Origin of the sequence: Agrobacterium sp. CMT1 (genome assembly GCF_037203725.1) — a bacterium.
GTDB classification, from domain to species: Bacteria; Pseudomonadota; Alphaproteobacteria; order Rhizobiales; family Rhizobiaceae; genus Agrobacterium; species Agrobacterium pusense.
Genome location: NZ_JBBCAR010000007.1, coordinates 486,115 through 498,413, shown reverse-complemented (window position 1 = coordinate 498,413; position 12,299 = coordinate 486,115). Strand labels below are relative to the sequence as shown.

10 protein-coding genes are annotated in these 12,299 nt (G+C 59.6%); 2 read left to right on the top strand and 8 right to left on the bottom strand.

The features are described 5' to 3' along the window. Positions 1-3 precede the first annotated feature (3 nt). Positions 4-1,242 carry an acyl-CoA dehydrogenase family protein gene (locus WA845_RS10930; RefSeq protein ID WP_064263470.1) on the top strand — a complete coding sequence of 413 codons (1,239 nt, stop codon included), beginning with the start codon at positions 4-6 and terminating at the stop codon, positions 1,240-1,242. 37 nt (positions 1,243-1,279) lie between these two features. After that, positions 1,280-2,251, top strand: a complete 972-nt coding sequence (locus WA845_RS10925; protein WP_142182622.1) for a LysR substrate-binding domain-containing protein — start codon at positions 1,280-1,282, stop codon at positions 2,249-2,251. A 16-nt stretch (positions 2,252-2,267) separates the two neighbouring features. Here the strand turns inward: WA845_RS10925 and WA845_RS10920 are convergent, their stop codons facing one another. The 8 genes from WA845_RS10920 to WA845_RS10885 form a co-directional block, all read right to left on the bottom strand. Beyond that, on the bottom strand, positions 2,268-3,620 hold the full coding sequence (locus WA845_RS10920; protein ID WP_337322322.1) for an LLM class flavin-dependent oxidoreductase: 1,353 nt from the start codon (positions 3,618-3,620) through the stop codon (positions 2,268-2,270). A gap of 38 nt (positions 3,621-3,658) precedes the next feature. Beyond that, positions 3,659-5,254, bottom strand: coding sequence for an ABC transporter substrate-binding protein (locus tag WA845_RS10915; protein ID WP_112553689.1), 1,596 nt, complete (start codon positions 5,252-5,254; stop codon positions 3,659-3,661). Between the two features lie 38 nt (positions 5,255-5,292). Further along, a complete protein-coding gene (locus tag WA845_RS10910) occupies positions 5,293-5,643 on the bottom strand; it encodes a DUF3088 domain-containing protein (RefSeq protein WP_006698441.1) in 351 nt (116 codons plus the stop codon). Positions 5,644-6,084: 441 nt separating this feature from the next. Next, entirely contained in the window at positions 6,085-7,674 is a 1,590-nt protein-coding gene (locus WA845_RS10905) for an ABC transporter substrate-binding protein (RefSeq protein ID WP_337322321.1), read from the bottom strand. Positions 7,675-7,708: 34 nt separating this feature from the next. After that, entirely contained in the window at positions 7,709-8,908 is a 1,200-nt protein-coding gene (locus WA845_RS10900) for a M20 aminoacylase family protein (RefSeq protein WP_174151269.1), read from the bottom strand. Positions 8,909-8,998: 90 nt separating this feature from the next. Continuing rightward, a complete protein-coding gene (locus WA845_RS10895) occupies positions 8,999-10,183 on the bottom strand; it encodes an LLM class flavin-dependent oxidoreductase (protein ID WP_337322320.1) in 1,185 nt (394 codons plus the stop codon). Further along, positions 10,174-11,067 (bottom strand): NmrA family NAD(P)-binding protein, encoded by an 894-nt coding sequence (locus WA845_RS10890; RefSeq protein ID WP_112553681.1) that lies wholly within the window; start codon positions 11,065-11,067, stop codon positions 10,174-10,176. Before WA845_RS10890 ends, WA845_RS10895 begins: the two co-directional genes overlap by 10 nt. Positions 11,068-11,074: 7 nt before the next feature. Beyond that, the gene (locus WA845_RS10885) at positions 11,075-12,142 is read right to left on the bottom strand and encodes an ABC transporter substrate-binding protein (protein ID WP_004445501.1); all 1,068 of its coding nucleotides are present in this window, start codon (positions 12,140-12,142) and stop codon (positions 11,075-11,077) included. Positions 12,143-12,299: the final 157 nt, after the last annotated feature.

Below are 12,299 nucleotides of genomic sequence, written 5' to 3'. Positions count from 1 at the left end.
GCAATGTCCACTCCGAAACTGCAGACAACCACCACCGACAATTCCGGCGTACCGAGCCGTGACGAGATTCTGGCCCGGGCAAAGGACATTGCGGCTATCGCAGCAAAGGATGCCGCCCGCCGCGAACGCCAGCGGGAACTTCCTTACGATATCTTCGCCCTCATCAAGGAGGCGAAGATCGGTACATTGCGTATTCCCGAAGCCAAGGGCGGACCGGGCGGCTCGATTGCGGACTATATCGAGGTGCTGATGATCCTCGGCGAAGCCGACAGTAATATTCCGCACGCGCTTCGCAGCCATTTCAATTTTACCGAAAACCTCGCTCTCGCACCCATCGAGCTGGAAGACCGGCGCCATCTCGAACATGTGCTCGCCGGCAAGCTTTTCGCCGGTGCCAGCACCGAACAGGGCACCAAGCGCCCCGGCGAAATCACCACACGGCTCAGCGCCGATGGCGACCGCTACCGGCTGAACGGTCGCAAATGGTATGCAACCGGCACCGCCTTTGCCGATTTTGGCACTTTCAGCGCTATCGGCGATGACGAGCAACCGATCGGCGTGCTCATTCCGCTTGATCGCCAGGGCATCACCATCCTCGATGACTGGGACAGCATGGGCCAGCGTATGACGGCGAGCGGCGGCGTGCTGCTGGAGAATGTCGAGGTGCTGCCGCATGAATTGACGACCCGTAAGCTCGGCAGCCAGATTGGCCGGCACAGTTCGGCCATGCGGCAGCTGCACCTCGCCGCCTCGGCCGCTGGCGCCGTTCAGGGCGCGCTGAATGACGGTGTCGAGTATGTTCTACGCCAGGCGCGCACCACGCTCCACAGCACCGCCGAAACCGCCAATCAAGACCCCTTCGTGCAGAAGATGCTGGGCGAAATCAGTGCAGGCGCCTTCGCGGTGAAAACCCTTATCCGCGAAGCAGCCCGAACACTCGACCGTACCGCGGCCGCCTTCGCCACCGGCGATGAAGAGGCGATCGAGGCAGCCCTGCTGGAAGGCTCGCTCGCCACCGCCCGCACCCAGATCATTGCCTCGCAGCTGTCGCTGACCGTTGCCACCAACCTTTATGAACTGGGGGGCGGCTCGGCGACATCCAGCGACCGGAATTTCGACCGCCACTGGCGCAATATCCGCACCGTCTACAATCACAATCCGCTTGCCCACAAGGCGCGGGTGATCGGTGATTATTATCTCAACGGCACGACGACACATCTCAGGGAAGGCCGGGTGTTCTGACTGTGCGGAAGATGCAGCCGACAAAGGAGAAGCAGCAATGAGAACGGAGTTTGTCGCTCCCGCCGGGGGCCGGACAGCTTTTCGCCTGCCCACGCTTTCCCGCCTGCCGCCGCTGACGGCCCTGCGCGCCTTTGTCGTGGCTGCGCGCCACGCCAGCTTCTCACGCGCGGCGGAGGAGCTGCATGTTTCGACCGCTGCCATCGGCCAGCAGGTCCGCATTCTCGAAACCCACCTCGGCCAGCCGCTTTTCAGCCGCCAGCGCGGTGAATTGGTGCTGACCGATGCCGGCAGCGCGCTTTATCCCGGTCTGGCGGATGCTTTCGAGACCATGATCGGCAGTCTTTCCGACCTGATGGTTTCGAATGCACGGCCGCAGTTGAAAGTTCTGGCGGAAGGTTGCTTTGCCGCCCGCTGGCTGGCGCCGCGGCTTGGAAGCATCGTTCCGGCTCTCGGAGACGTCGAACTTTCAATCGAATCCATCGAGGGCGATACCGTCGATCTCACCCATTTTGATGCCGATTGCGCCATCGTGGCCACCGCCGCCCAAATTCCCGGCTTCATTCATGAACCGCTATTTCCCGACACCGTCAGCGCCGTCTGCACCCCGGATTTTGCAACCCGCCATGGCCTTGCAGGCGAACCGGAGCGGTTGCGTGATATCGGCTTTGCGCTGCTGCGTGGTAATGGCCTTGACCCGGCGTTTGAGTGGGCGAACTGGCTTCGCGCCTGCCGCATTCCGCTGAGGCTTTCCGCAACTGGTCCGCGTTTTTCACGCCAGACCGCGCTGATAGAAGCGATCTCATCCGGGCACGGCATAGGCCTGGTGCGTCATTCGCTGATTTCGGAAGAACTGAAAAGCGGCCGCCTGATCGCTCCTTTTGGTTCGCCGCAGCCGACCGCCAGCCGCTATCACCTCCTGACCAGTCCTGACAGGCGGCGGCTGCCGGAGGTCGCATCTCTACTCGCTCTGTTGCGCGAGGATATGCGCGCTCTTGAGGCCGCCGCCTGAACACGCCCGTCCCACCTCAGGCGCGTTCCTTTTGCGGCTCTCTCGCCACGTAAATATTGTCAGGTCGTGGCAGGCCGTAGTGATCACGCAACGTGTCGCCCTCATAATCCTCACGGAAGAGGCCTCGTTGTTTGAGGATCGGCACCACCTCGTCCACGAAGAGGTCAAACCCGCCATTCAGCCATGGCGGCATGATATTGAATCCGTCGGCAGCACCCTCGCGAAACCAGGTCTCTATCCAGTCCGCCACCTGTTCCGGTGTGCCTGATATGACCTTGTGACCACGCCCGCCGGCAAGCCGGTGAAGCAATTGCCGGATCGTCGGGTTTTCCCGGTCGATGACGTCGAGAACCAGCTGATGGCGGCTGCTGTTCGCCTGCGCGCGCGTCGCTTCCACGGCCTCCTGCGGCAGCGGTCGGTCGAGATCGGCCGATGACAGGTCTATGCCGGTGATGCGCTGCAATTGCCCAAGCGAAAATGCTGGCTGGATGAGATCGTTGAAGGAGGCCTCAAGGTTTCGTGCCTCCTCTTCGGTTGATGCGATGAAGGGGCTGATGCCGGGTAAGATTTTCACATGGGCGGGATTGCGCCCCGTGGCTGCCGCACGCCGCTTGATGTCGGAATAAAAAGACCGCGCACTCTCCAGAGTCTGATGCGCGGTAAAGATTGCCTCAGCATAATGGGCGGCAAAACCGCGCCCTTCTTCCGAGGAGCCTGCTTGAACATAGACTGGCCGGCCCTGCGGTGAGCGCGGCACATTCAGTGCGCCCCGCACCCGATAAAATTCGCCATCGTGATTGGCGGGATGGATGCGATCTGTTTCGGCAAACAGTCCGCTTTCCTTGTCGGCGACGATGGCATCATCCTCCCAGCTGTCCCAGAGCTTCGTCACCACATCGACGAACTCGATGGCCTGACGGTAACGATCGGCATGCGGCGGATGCTTCTGAAGATTGAAGTTGCCGGCCGCTGCATCCGCCGAGGTCGTGACGATGTTCCAGCCCACACGGCCGCCGCTGATATGATCAACAGAGGCAAACAGCCGGGCGAGATTATAGGGCTCATAATAGGTGGTCGACGCCGTGGCGATGAAGCCGATCTTTTCGGTGACGGCGGCGAGCGCCGCCAGCATGGTGATCGGCTCCAGCCGGTGGCGGGCGGCATAGCGGATATTGGCATCCAGCACCGGCGCATCGGCAAAGAAGATCGCATCCAGCTTCGCCGCCTCGGCCTTGCGGGCGATATCCTGATAAAGCCTGATATCGGTGACGCGGTGCGGCTCCGAATCCGGATGCCGCCAGGCCGCTTCGTGATGTCCGCCCGGATAGATGAAGGCGTTGAGAACCAGCTTTTCGGATTTTCTGCTCATGAAATGACCTCACTGCTCTAAGGACCAACTGCGGCGGCTCACGCCTCCTTCGTCAGCCATGCCCTGGCCAGATTGCCGCCGAGACCTTCGGCCCCCGTCGCATAATCCTTGATGCGCACGCTGCCGACGACCGGCTGGATGGGTGCGACGAGATTGATGACGGGAAGATCTTTCGCGACAACGGCCTGAAATTCCTTGAAGAAGGCAGCGCGTTTCTCGATGTCAGGCTCCACCGCCGCCGCTTCCAGCAGCCGGTCCACTTCCGGATTGGCGTAGTGGCTGGCATTTGAGAATGGCAGGCCGATCTTGAAGTTCTTGCTCCAGTAGACGCGCTGGACGCCGGCCGTCGGATCGAAAGTGTTGGACAGGGATTCCACCGAAAGGTCCCAGGCGCGGTCAGTGTAGACCACCTTCACATAGGTGCCGAAATCGAATTTCTGGATATCGGCCTCAATCCCGATCTTCGACAGCGCCTGTGCGATGAAATCCGAATAGGTCTGCGGATTGAACGGGTTGGTGGTGACGCGGAGCTTGAAACGCTTGCCGCCATCCTTGCGCAAGAAACCGGCCTCATCCAGCAATTTTTCCGCCTGCGCGACGTCGAACTTGGCAAAACCGATATCGGGATTGTGGAACTTTGCAAGACCGGGGCTGATCGGCGTCGGCGATGGCACGGCGTAACCGTAAAGCACGGTATCGATGAGCGCCGGAACATCGATGGCGTGGGCAATGGCCTGCCTGACCTTCAGTTCCTTCAGATATTCGTTCTCAAGATTGATGACCAGCTGGTTCTGCTGGCCGGCATAGGCATAGATGCGGTCATCCACCTTCAACGTCTGGATTGCTTTCAGCCGCTCCAGATCGGCGAGCGCCACAGGGTTGGGGCCAATATCCCCTTCCCCGGTTTCCAGCGCCGCCGCGCGGGCGCCCGCATCGTTGATGAGGCGAATGATGACGCGCTCCAGATAGGGGCGCGGCGCATCCCAGTAGTCGGCATTTTTCTCCAGCAGGATATGGCTGCCGGGCACCCATTCCTTGAGCACGAAGGGGCCGCTGCCGATGATCTGGGCAGGCTTGGGATTGTCGGTCGGTTTGAAGGTTTCGAAGATGTGCTTCGGCACGATTGGCGATTCAGACGACGCGAGCGCGGTGATCAGGCCCGGCGCCGGCTTGGAGAGCTTCACCTTCGCGACCAGCGGATCGGAAGTATCGACGCGTTCGACATTCGCGAACGTCGCCCGACCGCGCGGATGGGCCTCTTTCAGCCGCAGGATGGAAAATTCCACATCCGCCGATGTTACCGGTTTGCCGTCATGGAATTTGGCCTTCGGCTGGAGGTGGAAAACATATTCCAGTCCGTCCGCCGATACGCTCCATTCCCTGGCGAGGCTCGGCTTCGGCGAAAGCTCATAGTCATAGGTCAGAAGCCCATCATAAATCTTCGAGCCGATGAACTGCGGTCCGCCCGCGCTTGTATTGATGGCCACCAGCTGGGTCGGCTCAGGAAAATAAACGATCTTGAGCGTGCCGCCCGAAACCGGCTCTTCGGCCGCGGCGAAAGAACCGCCCGGGAGCGCCACGAATGCGCCGGCAGCAAGTGCGATCTTATGAAACTGGCGTCTGGAAATGGTCATGTCTGTCTCCGAAAAAGCCGATATGCGGGGGCGGCAACTCAATGAAGCTGCGGGAACCCGTGGCGCTCGGCGAGGATTTGCAAAATGCGTTTGGTGTCCTGAATGAAATGCGTCTCGCCCTTGACCGTGACGTCGGCAGGCGCGTCGCCGGCGAAGATGAACAGCGGCAGCGACTGATTTTCCTCCCCCACTACGGCGATAACCGCCTCACGTGGGCGCTGGAACCCGACGCGGTGGACGTCGATCCCAGCGGCAAGGTCAGGAAACGCGGCGAGCAGACCCTCGATCTGGTTACAATGCGGGCAGACGAACCGGACACCGGGGTGCTTGGGGTCTTCAAAACCGGGAGCGATCAAAAAAAGCGTATCCTTGGCCATGGCATCCATCATGTGAGGGTGAGGTTTCCAGCTCACAGTGCAGGCGGCCATAGCGCGGGTCCAGAAAGCAATTCTTGCTTGGAAACGAAGAAAAGCTTTGCGCTAAATTATTGATGAAATTGATTTTTTCGAAATTTTCGTGGATGGTATCGCTGTTTCACCCGATCTGTCTCATGCGCAAAGTTTTTCCCTGAAACAGGCTTGCCGCGCGAAGGTGCAAACAGGATGGAAGGTGGGTTTCGGCAATAAAAAACCCGGCAGAATTGCCGGGTTCTGGTGAGATGCTGTTGGCGTAAAACCTCTCCTTCGTCATGCTCGGGCCTTTCCCAAGCATTTGCGATCTACAAGGCGTAGGATGCCTTGGCAGATGCTCGGTACAAGACCGAGGATGACGTTGAATGCGGAGAAAAGTTCGTCATAACTCTCACGCGCAGGGTTATTGGATTTCTGTCCTCACTCGCTTCTCCAGGCTGTCGCCAGATCGCCATAGGCAATGTCGATGGTCGTCACGAGCGATTTCAGGCTGGTGTTGCGTAGAATGACGGTCGGCAAAGCAACGATCGAGAAATTCGGCAGGTCATCGCCGACGACTTTCTGGATCTCATGGAACTGCCCGGCCCGCTTCGTTTCATCAACCTCGATGGCGGCCGCCCGGAAAAGATTGTCCACCGTAGGATTGTTATAGTGGGCGGCGTTGACATAAGGCGCGGGGTTCTTGATGCCATCGGACCAGTAAAGACGCTGCACGCCCGCCGTCGGATCGAACAACCGGCTGATGCCGTTCACCGTCAGGTCGAAACCGCGCTCGGTATAAACGCGCTTGATGAAGGTGGCGAGATCGCCTTCGACGATATCCACCTTCACGCCGAGTTTGCCGAAGGATGAGCGGAGATATTCGGACGTTTTACGGAAGACGTCGGACGGCAGAAAAGCGAGCCGCAGCGAAAAGCGGGTGCCATCCGCGCCCTTCGGGTAGCCGGCCTTGTCCAACAACTCATTCGCCTTGGCGAGATCGAAGGCATAGGTGAAGGGCTTTTCGTCGTTATAGGCGGTGAAGACTGCCGGGATGTTGGAGCCGGCAGGTTTCGCCGTCCCGAAGAAGATGGCGTCATTGATGAAATCGCGGTCGATGGCACGGGCCAGCGCGTGACGCACCTCCTTCTTCGCCAGAATTGGGTTCTCCAGATTGAACTCGAACACGGCCGCATTGTTGAGATAAGCGTCGGTATAGACCTCCACAGCCAGTTTCGGATTTTGCCGCAGGCGCTCAAGATCGCTGTAGGAGACATCGGCGGTGTAATCCGCCTCACCCGTCTCCACGGAAATGGTGGTGGAAGCCGCATCGGCGACGAACCGTGCCACGAAACCATCAAGGTAGGGCAGATCGGCCTGCCAGTAATCCGGGTTCTTCTTCAGCTTCACATAGCTGCCGCGTTTCCATTCCTCGAACACGAAGGGGCCTGTGCCAATTGGCGCATTGCCGTTCGGGCTTTCATTGTAGTTTTCCGAAGCATAGGCATGGGCCGGCAATATGGGCGTCTCGCCGCCCGTCAGCGCGCGCAGAAGATAAGGCGCGGGTTTGGAAAGCACCACCACGGCCGTCAGCGGATCAGGCGTTTCGATATCGGCAACATTGGCGAAGGTGATGCGCCCCCGCGGTCCGACCTTCTTGAAGGCAAGCAACGAAAATTTGACGTCCTGCGATGTGAAATCCTTGCCATCATGCCATTTGACACCCTTGCGCAATTTGAAAGTATAGCGCAGCCCGTCGGCCGATGTTTCCCAGCTTTCGGCCAGAACCGGATGCGGTTTGAACTCGCTGTCGAACCGCACCAGACCCTCAAGGATTTTCGTGGAAATGGCGCGGGTGCGCGTATTGGAATCGGAAAGCGGCACCAGCGTCGTTGGCTCACCAAGACCTGCAAAAGTGACGATCCCGCCCTTTTTCGGCGTTTCCGCCGCCAGCGTCGGCAGGGATGGCAGCAATGTGGCTCCGGCCAGGGCGGCACTCAGAAGCAATGTCTTACGTCTTGTAATATCCATGGATGTTTCCTCTTACAGACTTGTTTTTTAAATTTCAGGCAGGTTTCAGCCGAGTTTCCACCAGCCGCGCGAACAGGGTCGCCCCGACGGGCAGGATGTCGTCGTCAACGATGAAACCGGGATTGTGGGCAGGCACCGTGCCGGAATGGCCAAGGGTGAAAAACGCACCCGGTGCGTGTTTCAAAAGATCGGCGAAATCCTCGCTGCCCATGAAGCGGCCGGGCTCGGTGGAAACGCGCTCGTCTCCCAGAACCTCGCGCGCCACGCCGGCAACGATTTCCACTGACACGTCATCATTGGTTAGGACCGAGAATATGTCGCGAATATCCACCTCAGCAGTCAGGCCATAGGCAGCAGCGATGTGATCCGAGATGGTGCGGATGCGACCCCTTATGGTTTCGCGCACGCTGTCGGAGAAGGCTCGCACTGTTCCGGCAATCGCGGCCGTTTCGGGAATGACGTTATAGGCTGATCCAGCTTCGATGCGCGTGATCGACAGCACGGCGGGATCGGTGGGCGATACGTTGCGGCTGACGATGGTCTGCAGCGCCTGGATCAGCTCACCCGTTGCCGGCACCGGGTCGCGGGAGACATCGGGATGCGCGGCGTGAGCACCCCGGCCCTTGAGCCGGATGTCAAAGAAATCCGCACCAGCCAGAATGGTGCCCGGCGAAACCTTGAGGTGATTGGGCGCGGCATGGGTGGAATTGTGGAGCCCGTAAATCTCGTCGACCGGAAAATCCTTGAACAGCCCATCGGCAATCATGGCGCGCGCGCCGCCCAGCCCCTCTTCGGCAGGCTGGAAAATGAACACCACCGTGCCGGCGAAATCGCGGGTTTCCGCCAGATAACGGGCGGTGCCGAGCAGGATGGTGGTGTGCACATCATGCCCGCAGCCATGGAACTTTCCGGGGTAGACGGACGCATAAGGCAGACCGGTTTCCTCGGGCATCGGCAGGGCATCCATATCGGCCCGGAGCCCGATGGAGCGATTGCCCGCATGACGGCCGCGCAGCACGCCAACCACGCCGGTCTTGCCATAACCGCGATGAACCTCGATGCCCCAGGAAGCAAGCTTTTCAGCGACGATGCCTGACGTGCGCACCTCCTCGAAGCCGATTTCGGGATGCTGGTGCAGGTCGTGGCGGATGGAGACGAGCTCGGGAACAAAGGTCCCGATCCGGTCGATGATTTTAGGGGCGGGTGTTTTAACGGGATCGACGGCGATATTCACGGTATCTCCTCAGGACAAAAAATATCGTTTTCGCAATCGGACGATTGCGAAGGATTGGCTTCGGATAGGAAAATCAGGGCTGGAAAGGCGTCAGAGCCTCAGGCCCGCCTCCTTCATCAAGGGCAGAATACGCTCGGCGAAATAATCGAGGTCTTCGCGGAAATCGTAGAAATTCAGCTGAACGCCATCGATCCCCGCCTTCTTCAGGCCGACAAGCTGCTCGACCACCTGTTCCGGCGAACCGATGATTTCGATATTGCCACCGAGATTGCGGCCCTGCTTGTGGCGTGCATCACCGCGTCCGCGCCAGGCATGGGCGTCGCTGTCGTAATTGTTGGTGGCGAAAGCACGCGTGCCGGGCTGCGGCTTTCCGGCCTCGATGGCATCGGCATAGGCGATCGCCTCCTTCTCCGTATCGCGACTGACAATGATCGGATTGATGATCGTCTTCACCTGCCGGCCATAGGCTTTGGCGCGGTTCTTGATGGTGGCGACATGATCGGGAAGCGTTTCGAGCGCACTGTCTATATGCGCACCGCCCGGCGAAGTGACGAAAACCAGATCTGAATGACGGGCGGCGAAATCGATGCCGGCGGGCGAACCCGTCGCTGTCACCAGCGGCGGGCGGCCGAAGGCGGGCTTTGGCGTGATCCAGCCATTGTTGATCGCCCACGGGTTGAGCTTGCCTTCATAAGTGAAGTTTTCGGTTTCTCCCCAAAGGCGGTGGAGCACATCGAACAATTCCCCCGCCATGTCATAACGCTTGTCATGATCGATCCGCTGCCAGCCGAACATTTCATGTTCGATGGCACGGTGGCCGGTGACGATGTTGATGCCCCAGCGCCCTTTGGCGATATGATCCAGCGTCGCGCCATATTTGGCGAGATGCAGCGGATGCAGGGGCCCGTAAAGAACGTGGATGGTGGAGATCAGCAAAATGCTCTTCGTCACCGCCGCCATCGCGCCAAGCGCAATGAAACTGTCAAGCGAGGATTCACCGTCATAACCACCCTTCGGCAGCCATTGCGTGCGACTGAAGGCGATTTCGAAACCCAGCTCTTCGGCACGCTTCACCAGTTCGACATTGTAATCGAAGGTCCAGCTGTTGCTGGTCGGCAAACTGGAGAAATTGATATCCTGCAGATTGAGGACCAGACCGAGCATCAGGGGCTGCTTTATGGCGCGACTGAGCGGGCTGTCGTCGAAATCAGCCGGGCCTTTCAGCTCAAGACCTTTGAGCTCAGAATCTTCGGGTAATGGAACAGTCAGCGCCATGTCTTTTCTCCCTCGGAATGATCACCCTGTGGGGCAGTCGCCAGCCGCGCGCGCAGATAATCTTCGACACTGCGGGGCTGGCGGCCGGTGATATGGTAGATGGCGTCGGTGATGGATGCGGCGAAACCTTCGCGGATGAGTTCTCCGAATTCACCGATCGCCGTCTGTTCGAAAGCGCCGATATGCGGCGGAAAGACGGGGGCAGCATGGTGCGAAACGCCAACGGGCCGATGCAGGATACGGGCCGCAATGCGGGCAATTTCCAGCGCCGTCAGCGCTTCGCGTCCGGTCAGCACCAATGGGCCGACGAGCGGTGCGCTTGAAGCCAGAGCCTGTACAGCGACATCGGCAATATCGTCGGCATCGATGAAGGAGACCGCCGCATCGCCGAAACGGGCCGGCACGTCCTCGCCTTTGCGAAGCGCGGCGGCAACAGGCTCCAGCGCAACCTGCATCCAGGCGTTCGGCCGCAACACCGTATGCGCGATGCCGCTTGCCGCCAGATATTGTTCCACCTCGCCATGCGCCGCTCCCGAAATCGAGCGTGCAGCATTTCCAATAGTCCAGTCGGAACCGGATATTTTCACGATCCGCGATATACCGGCGGAGAGAGCGGCATCGATGACCGTCTTCTGGTCTGCCGCCAGCGTCTCCCCGATGGGCGAAAGCAGAAACACCCTGTCGGCCCCCCGCGCCGCCGCCTTCAGGCTGGCCCGATCGGAAAAATTACCCTCCGCAATCTCGACCCTGTCGCCCCACAGCTTCTGCGCGTCTTCGCGCCGGCGGGTCAGGACCCGAACCTCCGCCTGACGTTGCAAAAGACGGCTGACGACCCTTTGCCCGAGCTTGCCCGTTGCACCCGTTACAAGAATGATGGCTGCCATGATGTTATCATCTCCCAACAATATGGTGCGCGGTATCCTGCGGTGCAGAAAGGGCGCGTGGATCGGCCCAGTCCTGCACATCGAAATCTTCGGGAATGAATTTCCATTGCAGCAGGAAATCCTTGAAGTGACTGAGCGCATCCAGCTCAGCCGGATCGAGATCGAGTCTCAGATTGCGATATACGTCCGGGCCATTCGCAGCGAGAACCGCCTCCTCGCTGACGCCGATCTCGCGAGCGATGAAACGCACGGCCTCCCCCGGATTGTCATTTGCCCAATCCGCAACGCGCTGAACCGTGGCCACCAGTTCCGCTACCAGATCCGGACGCTCATCGGCAAAAGTGGCGTCCACGGTCAGGGGACGCGGCGTACCGTTATTGATGCGGATCTTCGGATCAGGGTGAAAACCCGTCGATACCACGACCTGCGCGGCGATGAGATTGGCGACAGTGACGCCTTCCGCGCCCTTGACGAAAAATGCATCGATTTGGCCCCGGTGTAATGCTGCGATTTCCTCGCCATAAGGAAGCCGCCGGCGCAGACCGTGGAACCGTTCCTCCGTCGGGCCGAGCAGCACGGGTTCTTTGGCGGCAAGCTCGATAAGCTCGACATCTGCGATGGAAAGCCCCGAGACCGTCAATGCCGACACGATGCCCTTGAGCGAGGTGGCGCGCTGGAAATCGATGATCTCGTCCGGGCGCTTCGGCAGACCGATGCGCCGCCCCTTCAGATCGCTTCCCTTGCTTATGCCACTTGCGGGCAAGGCAATGACGGCCTGGAACTCGTCGGTCCTTGTCAGCCCCACCAGCCGTGTTTTCCGGCCACCGGATTTCGCCCAGATCGGTGGGATGTTGCCGCCCTGACGGAACGACCAGTCCAGCCGATGATCAAAATGACTCTGGCGAATGGCTGGATCGGCCGCATCGCGAATGGACGAAACGGAGATGCCGTGGTTGGCAAAACTCTGCTCAATCCAGCCCAGTTGCGTTGCGATGGAAAGCGGCGTGGGCGCCGGGCAGCGTGTATACCACACCGTTACGGGTTGGGTTCCCTGGCGAAGAGCGGCGTTGGCCATGGCGTTCGTCCTCGAAATTGCGATCTGGACGGCACGCTACACGCCATAAAACATTTTCTATAGATAAAGTGTACTATTTCAAACGCGATTGAGGAAATTCGTTTCCATCTTACCAGCTCATGCGCCGCATGGCGGAATATCCTTTCGATAAAAGCAG

Coding starts and splice junctions, on each gene's coding strand:
- WA845_RS10930 (WP_064263470.1), top strand. CDS start 4: ATGTCCACTCCGAAACTGCAGACAACCACCACCGACAATTCCGGCGTA.
- WA845_RS10925 (WP_142182622.1), top strand. CDS start 1,280: ATGAGAACGGAGTTTGTCGCTCCCGCCGGGGGCCGGACAGCTTTTCGC.
- WA845_RS10920 (WP_337322322.1), bottom strand. CDS start 3,620: ATGAGCAGAAAATCCGAAAAGCTGGTTCTCAACGCCTTCATCTATCCG.
- WA845_RS10915 (WP_112553689.1), bottom strand. CDS start 5,254: ATGACCATTTCCAGACGCCAGTTTCATAAGATCGCACTTGCTGCCGGC.
- WA845_RS10910 (WP_006698441.1), bottom strand. CDS start 5,643: ATGATGGATGCCATGGCCAAGGATACGCTTTTTTTGATCGCTCCCGGT.
- WA845_RS10905 (WP_337322321.1), bottom strand. CDS start 7,674: ATGGATATTACAAGACGTAAGACATTGCTTCTGAGTGCCGCCCTGGCC.
- WA845_RS10895 (WP_337322320.1), bottom strand. CDS start 10,183: ATGGCGCTGACTGTTCCATTACCCGAAGATTCTGAGCTCAAAGGTCTT.
- WA845_RS10890 (WP_112553681.1), bottom strand. CDS start 11,067: ATGGCAGCCATCATTCTTGTAACGGGTGCAACGGGCAAGCTCGGGCAA.
- WA845_RS10885 (WP_004445501.1), bottom strand. CDS start 12,142: ATGGCCAACGCCGCTCTTCGCCAGGGAACCCAACCCGTAACGGTGTGG.